The 8566-nt window shown below is 40.9% G+C and carries 7 protein-coding genes and 1 pseudogene; 2 read left to right on the top strand and 6 right to left on the bottom strand.

Going from position 1 to position 8566, the window contains the following annotated elements:
- Positions 1-353: 353 nt before the first annotated feature.
- Positions 354-626 (bottom strand): hypothetical protein, encoded by a 273-nt coding sequence (locus tag FTU83_RS16195; protein ID WP_111886092.1) that lies wholly within the window; start codon positions 624-626, stop codon positions 354-356.
- A 225-nt stretch (positions 627-851) separates the two neighbouring features.
- Here FTU83_RS16195 and FTU83_RS16190 point away from each other — a divergent pair, with 225 nt between their 5' ends.
- Complete coding sequence (locus FTU83_RS16190) at positions 852-1493, top strand: YitT family protein (protein WP_162689805.1); 642 nt, start codon at positions 852-854, stop codon at positions 1491-1493.
- A gap of 493 nt (positions 1494-1986) precedes the next feature.
- Here FTU83_RS16190 and tyrS read toward each other — a convergent pair whose 3' ends face one another.
- The gene (gene tyrS, locus FTU83_RS16185) at positions 1987-3219 is read right to left on the bottom strand and encodes a tyrosine--tRNA ligase (RefSeq protein WP_171262600.1); all 1233 of its coding nucleotides are present in this window, start codon (positions 3217-3219) and stop codon (positions 1987-1989) included.
- Positions 3220-3282: 63 nt separating this feature from the next.
- Between tyrS and FTU83_RS16180 the strand changes: the two genes are divergently transcribed.
- On the top strand, positions 3283-4410 hold the full coding sequence (locus FTU83_RS16180) for an anhydro-N-acetylmuramic acid kinase (protein WP_168379846.1): 1128 nt from the start codon (positions 3283-3285) through the stop codon (positions 4408-4410).
- 98 nt (positions 4411-4508) lie between these two features.
- On the opposite strand, the gene FTU83_RS16175 is transcribed toward FTU83_RS16180, so the two are convergent.
- The 4 genes and pseudogenes from FTU83_RS16175 to FTU83_RS16160 all read right to left on the bottom strand — a co-directional run.
- Positions 4509-5795: a lytic murein transglycosylase gene (locus FTU83_RS16175; RefSeq protein ID WP_180107303.1), complete on the bottom strand. Its 1287-nt coding sequence runs from the start codon at positions 5793-5795 to the stop codon at positions 4509-4511.
- A gap of 730 nt (positions 5796-6525) precedes the next feature.
- On the bottom strand, positions 6526-7647 hold the full coding sequence (locus FTU83_RS16170) for a 5-(carboxyamino)imidazole ribonucleotide synthase (RefSeq protein ID WP_180107301.1): 1122 nt from the start codon (positions 7645-7647) through the stop codon (positions 6526-6528).
- A 16-nt stretch (positions 7648-7663) separates the two neighbouring features.
- Positions 7664-8176 (bottom strand): 5-(carboxyamino)imidazole ribonucleotide mutase, encoded by a 513-nt coding sequence (purE, locus tag FTU83_RS16165; protein ID WP_180107299.1) that lies wholly within the window; start codon positions 8174-8176, stop codon positions 7664-7666.
- A gap of 154 nt (positions 8177-8330) precedes the next feature.
- Positions 8331-8566: pseudogene (locus tag FTU83_RS16160) on the bottom strand (transposase); the annotation flags it as partial.

The following is an 8566-nucleotide window of genomic DNA, read 5'->3' as shown; positions in this document are numbered from 1 at the left end:
TGTTCAAATGGCTATTCTACGTTTGATTGGTTTTGGAAAAAAAGAAGAATTTAAGAAAGTGCTAGCAATTTTAAGAAAGAAAAAGCCTGATAGGACAAGGATCCTATGAAATTTGTCGTGTACAGAGGCATTTTTTATAAATTTTTAGCAAATAGTCGATATTTAATTAAGTAAATTTCTTATATCTAGCAAATCTTTTTCAGCGCTTTTAAATCTAATAAAAGTAGCTTTGATTATTTATTGATCATTAGTCTACTTTTCTTCCTCAAAGCACATCATTTTTTTCTGTCATCACACCTATTCAAGCTTTATAGACATTTTTTTGCGTGCATTTTTATATTTCCAAGCATTTTTTAACGTTCAAATGCTAAATGTTGCATGACTTCCAAGATGACTTGTTGCTTTCCACGGAAATCCTCGGCAGAAAATAGCAGCTTGGCACGTCGAGGGAGTTGTTCTCGTACCAATGCAAATAGTTGGTACTGTGCTGCGATATCCAAATCATGTAATTGTTGCTGCGCCTCACAAAATAATGCTCGCTTATACTGTGTGGTTTGGTGATCAAATAAATATCTCAAGATTCGATCAATCTGTTCATCATGATTATCGGTATTGTAATACGCCATGTTGTTGCTCTTTTTTGATTTTTGACCATTGTTCCATAAGGCCTGTTTTTGCAAAAATCATTTTAATTACATGCTTAGTCATTTTTGCTGATAAAAATACAGCCTATTTTATTTGAATAATCACTATTAACGATCACAGTCATAAAAAGCCACTATTTTTGGGCTTTAGACGCATAGAGCGCAGGCTGCGTTTTACGTACACTCTTTTTATTTTTTAGGTGCAGGATGCCAACACAGTTTTTTCCACGCTTATTCTTACTATTAGGCGGATTAGGATTTTTGGCTTTTGGTGTCGTACTCTCTATACATTCAAATTTAGGGACATCCCCTATTTCCTCGGTGCCCTATAGCTTTAGCTATATCTTTCCTCTCACCGTCGGCACATTAACAGTATTAATGCATATCGTCATGATCCTGCTGCAAATGCTGATCTTAAAATCACGCTTTCAATGGATACAGTGGCTGCAATTACCCGTGGGAATTTTGTTTGGTGCATTTATTGACGGTTTAATGTGGCTGACCCAAGGCTGGAGCATAGAAAGTTACCCACTTCAACTCCTAGCTTGCTTGGCAAGTTGCCTGATTACTGCTTTAGGTGTGAGCTTAGTGGTCAAAGCCAGTCTAGTCCTCTTGGCCGCAGAAGGTCTCTATCAAGCCATTGCTGTTCGTTATCGCCTTGATTTTGGCAACTGTAAAACCTATGGCGACATCCTCTTGGTCAGTATTGCGGTTATCAGCAGTTGGCTGGTCTTACATCAAGTCATCGGAGTCCGTGAAGGCACCATTATTACCGCACTTTTAGTGGGAACATTAGTTAAGCGGATCTTACCTAAATTAAGCTTCATTCAATTTGGCCCTAAGCCCTAAAATAAAACTCAATGAACATTTATCTGAGTAAAGACATTTTAAAGCTCGATTGAATCGGGCTTTTTTCTGGAGCGATTAAAGTCTTTAATACAGAAATAAATGTGATTTTTGAAAGGAATAACTCAATTTTACAAATAAAAAAGGGAAAGATCTCTCCCAAAATCTTTCCCTTAGAATTGAATCTTTAGTCGATCCATCGTGTAGTTATTATAGTTATTTGTTAACTCACTAAAAAAAAGAGTCCCTTGGGGAAGAGACTTATAAAAAGTGGAGTTATCGTTATGTACCCTCTAGATGGTATATATCTCTCTAGATGAATAAATCTTATACATAAAATTCAAGAAATGCAACACATTTGGCAAAATTTAAGTGTTGTTTTTATAAGGTTTTTTTTGAATTTGCTTATTTATATTATTAATATATTAATTGGTAAAAAAAAGCAGGCCGAAGCCTGCTTTTAATTCAATAACTTAACTAAAAATTCAAGAATTTATTAGTCGGTAAAAGTTACTTTTGCGATCGCTTTTTTGCTCGCTTGGATGATCAAAGTTTTGTTTTCTGACACAGCATAACCTGCATCAACCACTTCCCAATCCACTTTCACCGCGCCACGACCAATTGCATCTTTTGCTTGAGCAGCATTTTTAGTCAAACCCGCTTCACGCAAAATAGAAGTAATGAAAATCTCACCACCAAATGCGCCACGAGAAATAGTCACTTCTGGTGTACCTTCTGGAAGTTCACCTTCAGTAATCAAGTTGCCTGCACCTTTGTGCGCATTTGCCGCAGCTTCTGCGCCATGGAAACGCTCAACCAATTCAAGTGCAAGAATTTTCTTCACTTCTTGTGGGTTACGACCTTCAGCCACTTCTTTGAGCAACTGTTGAATTTCTTCAATCGATTTAAAGCTCAACAAGTCAAAGTAACGTTCGATCAAATCATCTGGCATTGAAAGCACTTTTTGGTACATCGCACCCGGTGCATCAAATACAGCAATATAGTTACCCAAAGATTTAGACATTTTATTTACGCCGTCTAAACCTTCAAGAATTGGCACAGTAATGCACACTTGAGATTCTTGGTCATAACGGCTTTGTAATGTACGACCCATCAGCAAGTTAAAGGTTTGGTCTGTACCACCTAACTCTACATCCGCTTCTAGTGCAACTGAGTCATAACCTTGTACCAATGGATATAAAAATTCGTGAATCGCAATCGGTTGATGGCTGTTATAACGTTTAGTGAAGTCATCACGTTCCAACATACGTGCCACAGTTTGCTGTGAAGCTAACTGAATCAAGTCAGCAGCAGTTTTTTGACCAAACCACTCTGAGTTAAACACAACTTTAGTTTTCGCTGGATCAAGAATCTTAAATACTTGTTCTTGATAAGTTTTAGCATTTTCTAAAACTTTTTCACGAGACAACGGCGGACGCGTAGCGCTCTTACCCGTTGGGTCACCGATCATGGCTGTATAGTCACCAATCAGGAAGTAAACTTCATGACCTAAATCTTGGAAAACTTTTAATTTATTAATCAGAACCGTATGACCTAAATGTAAATCAGGTGCAGTCGGGTCAAAACCCGCTTTAATTTTTAATGGGCGATTCTGCTTTAATTTCTTAAGAAGATCTTCTTCAGAAATAATCTCATGTGTGCCTCGTTGGATGAGGGCAAGTTGTTCTTCAGCCGGCAGGAAATTTGACATCACAAAATCCAAATAGATCAGTTATACAATTTGTGCGATATACTAACACTTTTTCAGCACATTGCAGGCTTAAGAATCATCATGACAGCGATCTACATTGGGGTAATGACCGGCACAAGCATGGATGGTGTCGATATTGTTGCTGCTTCTTTTGATCCTTTAGAGATTCATGCGACACTCACACTTCCCTTTGACCTAGACCTTCGTGATGAACTGATGGCCCTCACCTTGCCTGATGATAACGAAATTGATCGTATGGGTAAGGCAGACGTTGCTTTAGCTCAAATGATCGGTCATGGCATTAATGAATTGATCGAGAAGAATCAGCTAGATCGTAGTCAAATCAAGGCGATTGGCTCACATGGACAAACCATCCGCCACCGTCCTGAACATGGTTTTACCCTGCAAATTGGCGACCCCAATATTATTACCGAACTCACTAAAATCCCTGTGATTTCAGACTTTCGCCGCCGCGATATGGCTGCGGGTGGTCAAGGCGCACCTTTAGTTCCTGCGTTCCATCAAGCGCTTTTCCAACATGACACCATTCACCGTGTGATTTTAAATTTGGGTGGCATTGCCAATGTCAGCATGTTACCTGCGGGTAAACCTGAAGATGTCTATGGCTTTGATACAGGCCCTGCCAACATTTTAATGGATGCTTGGTGCGAACGTTATACTGGTCAGCCGTATGATGAAAATGGCAACTGGGCGGCTTATGGTCAGCCTATTCGCAGCCTGCTCGACCGCTTACAAGCGCATGAGTTTTTCTCTAAGGAACCGCCAAAAAGTACAGGTCGTGAAGACTTCAATCTAGAATGGTTAGATGAACAGATTCTCGATTGGCGTGGAGATCTCGAATATGACGAACTCGAAGATACGCCAGAAAACATTCAAGCAACCTTAATGAAACTCACCACACGTGCCATTAAAAAAGCCATTTACCGTTCTGATATGGATACCGGTGAAGTCTATGTCTGTGGTGGTGGTGCATATAATTCACACCTTTTAGAACAACTGCGCTGGCGTCTACGTAAACATGAATGGACGGTGCAAAGTACCGCAGATTTAGGCTTAAGCCCAACATGGGTGGAAGCGACGGCCTTTGCTTGGTTGGCGATGCGCTTTGTCAATCAGCTTAGTGCAAATTTACCAAGTGTGACGGGTGCTGCTGGCTATCGTATCTTAGGTACAATCACTGCGGTTTAAGAGTCAAAAACATATAAAAAAGGTCTGCAATTGCAGACCTTTTTTATATAGACAAGCTTTTATATAGATTAACTACTATATAAAAGCATAGCTAAAACTTAATTCATCATTGCCTTGGCATGTTCATTACGGAAAGCCTGTAAAATCTGCTGTCCCGCCCGACCTGTTGGGCTTAAACCCAGTCGATTTTGCTCTTGTCGAATGGCTTGACGGGTTTTATCTCCAATTAATCCATCCACTTTACCAATGTCATAGCCACGGTTAAGTAAAAATTGTTGAATCTCACGTCGTTCCGCACGTGAAGTCCCAGAATCATCGGTTGGCCATGTCGTACTAAAGCCGCCCTTGCCTTGCAAGCGATCGGATAAATGCGCAATCGCTAATGCATAACTCTCTGCCGCATTGTAGCTGTAGATTGCATCGAAATTTTTAAACACCAAGAATACAGGCCCACTTGCCCCAGCCGGTGCCATTAATCCAGCTTTGCTCGATCCAGAAAGGTTACCTTGTATTAAAGACGTACCGTCCGCACGCTGTAAACCACGATTCATCCAGCTATCTAATGATTTTTTATTACGACGGCTTTCACCACTGATCGACATTCCTTCGGGAATTTTTACTTCAAAACCCCACGGTTGGCCAGTTTGCCAACCACGCTTTTTCAGGAAGTTGGCTGTAGATGCGAAAGCATCCGTGGTGCTCGATACCAAATCACGGCGGCCATCACCATCAAAATCGACGGCCAACTCTTCATAGGTGCTCGGCATAAATTGGGTATGACCAAATGCACCTGCCCACGAACCTTTCAATTGTGATTCATTTAAATCACCACGCTGCAAAATCCGCATGGCTGCAAAAAACTCACCACGGAAATAGCCTTGGCGGCGCCCTTCACAACTCAAAGTGCCCAATGACTGCAATAAAGGATAGCTACCCGCAATATCACCAAAATTACTCTCTACACCCCAAACCGCAACCACGGTTTCAGCAGGCACACCATAAGCCGCCGCGACACGGTTTAATACATCACGATGCTGCGCCAACTTCTGCCGACCTAGTTGTACACGCTCTTCATCCACCAGACCTGACAAATAGTCCCAAATCGGTGTTGAAAACTCAGGCTGATAGTTGAGCTTTTCAATCACAGAATAATCAGGTGTTAAATTTTGCGTATAGCGATCATAAGTTGACGCACTCACACCAGCATTAATCGCTTGCGAGCGCAAATTGGCTAAACAACCTTGAAAGTTATTTTGTGATGAAATGCTGCTTGTTGCAGGCATGCTCGACGAATTGACAGACTGACCATTAATAATCAACTCGGCATTTGCCTGAGTTATTGCCAATAAAGCAGTCCCGAAAACAAATCCTAAGTGATGCTTCATACCCTTGATCTTTTTTTGAACTTAAATTGTTGCTTTAACAATAGCATCTCAAAGCAAAAGTTAAAGGTTCAAAACGTAAATTTAAATTCATAATCTCTACTTATTTAAATTCATTTTTGAAATTTGAATTCAAAAGCAGTTATCCACAAACCAGTTTTAAATTCACTACAAACCAAACAGCGGTTTAAATTTAAATTTAAAACTTTTAAATTTAAAAATAAATCGCATGTAGAAAAAGTTATCCACAAATTCAAAATAGCGTAACAATTCATCTTTATTGTTAATAATCAAAATATTATAGCTTTTAAAAGCACTTTCTACAGATCCAATAATTCTGATCAAATTTTAAATTCAAATTTTTAAATTTAAACACAGCGAAATGAATTCATTTTTTGAAATTTAAATTCATAAACTTTGAATTCATTGTTTTTGGCATAGGATTTTTTGAATTCAAATTCATAGTTTAAATTTAAAAACACAGTTTGAATTCAAAACGCATTAGTTATTTTTGATTTTGATTCACATACATCGCAGACTATTGATACACAAAAAACCATACGAAGATTAGCGCAGAATATTTATAAACGAACGAACACTTTATGATCCATAGTTTCTTATCGTTTCAGCGATAAACGGTGTGATTTTGCAAAGAGGCGCAATGATGCCCGAACTACAGCAATAAAAAAAGCGGCCATATGCATGACCGCTTTTTTATCATTCAAACACAGGTTTAAATGGTCATATCTTCGCTAAGTGCCAGTGGATTCGGCAAAATTTTCGCCAAAGCACGACATAAAGCTGTTAATTCTGCAGTATCGTTCGGCATTAATGTGATGTGACCGATTTTGCGACCTTCACGCTCTGTTTTGTTATACAGATGCAAATGTGCGCCATTCAGTGCCAATACATCTTCAGACTTCGGATGTTGGCCAATGATGTTTACCATGACCGTTGGACGAACAACTTCAGTTGAACCCAAAGGTAGACCTGCTACAGCACGAATGTGGTTTTCAAATTGTGAACACACTGCGCCTTCAATCGACCAATGCCCCGAGTTATGCACACGTGGCGCCATCTCATTGGCATATAAGCCTTTATCCGTCACAAAAAGCTCTAGCGTCAAAACACCGACATAATTCAAATGATTGAGCAGGCGAGTAATGTAATCTTGCGCAACTGGTTGTAAGTCTGCACTGTTTGGTGCAGGCACAATCGAATGCGACAAAATGCCGTTGTGGTGGTGGTTTTCCGCCAATGGCCATGTTTTCACATCACCATCTTGACCACGCACCGCAATGATTGAGACTTCACGTGAGAAGGTTACAAAGCTTTCCGCGATCAATTCACCTGCAGGGCCTAGTTCAGCCCATGCTTGATCCATTTGCTCAGCGCTACGTAGCACAAATTGACCTTTACCGTCATAACCGCCACGCGATGTTTTCAGCACGATCGGTAAGCCCAGCTCCGCAACAGCAGTTTCTAAGCTCTCTAAAGACGTTACGGCCTTATACGGTGCAACGGGAATGGCCAACTCATCAAACAAGGCTTTTTCAGACAAACGATGCTGTGCAACCGCTAAAGCTTGACGCGGCGGGTGCAGTGCTTTGTTCTTGGTCAGCACATCAACATCTGCCAGCGGAGTATTTTCAAACTCTAAGCTGAAAACATCTGCGCTCTGAATGAAATCTTGCAAACCATTTTCAGCTTGAGTCGAAATCACTGGACCCAGCGCTGCAGAAGGGCAGTCGGTACTCGCTTCAAAGAAGGTGCATTGAATGTTTAAAGGCAATGCCGCTTGCGCCATCATGCGACCAAGCTGGCCACCACCAAAAATACCAATGGTTTTATCCATGAGAAATGCCCCTTAATTAAGCTTGACCCGGAATATTTTTACTCGCCACTTTATCGGTTTGCGCAGCACGGAAATCTGCAACATTTTTTGCGATTTCAGGCCGTGTTAAACCTAAAATTTGTGCAGCCATGATCGCCGCATTGGTTGCACCCGCTGGGCCAATGGCCAAAGTACCGACAGCAATCCCTGCAGGCATTTGTACAATTGAAAGCAGTGAATCAACACCATTTAGAATCGATGATTTTACCGGTACGCCGAGTACAGGCAAATCAGTCTTGGCTGCACACATGCCTGGCAAATGTGCTGCGCCGCCAGCACCGGCAATAATTACTTGAATACCACGATCACGTGCGGTTTCGGCATATTCGAATAATCGATCTGGAGTTCGGTGTGCAGATACTACTTCCGCTTCAAATGAGACGCCAAGCTGTTTGAGCATATTGGCAGTGTTTTCTAGCGTTGCCCAATCCGATTGAGAACCCATGATAATTCCAACGAGAGGAGTGTCTTGTGAAGCGGCCGCATTCATTGCAATGTTTCCAGAGATTAAAGTAAGAGAGAGTAAATCTCGACTAGAGCCAAGCTTTAATAAGAGCCCCGTATTATAGACTGAAAATTCATCTCATTGACATCCTCACCCCCTTAAAAAAGGGTGATTCCTACAGCTAGACGCTTATGCCCATATTTGCAATCTTGGCGTGTAATGCACGAACACGCTTCTTATTCCTGGCTCTCTGAGCAATACCTAATTTCTGCTCATATTTTCGATAGAATTTTGGATTTGAAATTACAGTGCCATCAGAACAGGTGGCAATATCTTTTAAGCCTAGATCAATACCAATCGCTTTGGTTGCTGTCGATTTATCTTGCTTAGGCGATTCAACAACAAGACATACATACCAACGCCCACGGCTATCCT

Origin of the sequence: Acinetobacter sp. YH12152, assembly GCF_013418285.1 — a bacterium.
In the GTDB taxonomy this organism is placed as follows: Bacteria; Pseudomonadota; Gammaproteobacteria; order Pseudomonadales; family Moraxellaceae; genus Acinetobacter; species Acinetobacter amyesii.
This window is presented reverse-complemented; position numbering and strand designations above follow the sequence as displayed.

What these genes read in the sequence shown, in the direction of transcription:
- FTU83_RS16170 (WP_180107301.1), bottom strand. Translation starts at nt 7,647, where the DNA reads ATGGATAAAACCATTGGTATTTTTGGTGGTGGCCAGCTTGGTCGCATG.
- FTU83_RS16190 (WP_162689805.1), top strand. Translation starts at nt 852, where the DNA reads ATGCCAACACAGTTTTTTCCACGCTTATTCTTACTATTAGGCGGATTA.
- FTU83_RS16175 (WP_180107303.1), bottom strand. Translation starts at nt 5,795, where the DNA reads ATGAAGCATCACTTAGGATTTGTTTTCGGGACTGCTTTATTGGCAATA.
- FTU83_RS16195 (WP_111886092.1), bottom strand. Translation starts at nt 626, where the DNA reads ATGGCGTATTACAATACCGATAATCATGATGAACAGATTGATCGAATC.
- FTU83_RS16180 (WP_168379846.1), top strand. Translation starts at nt 3,283, where the DNA reads ATGACAGCGATCTACATTGGGGTAATGACCGGCACAAGCATGGATGGT.
- purE (WP_180107299.1), bottom strand. Translation starts at nt 8,176, where the DNA reads ATGAATGCGGCCGCTTCACAAGACACTCCTCTCGTTGGAATTATCATG.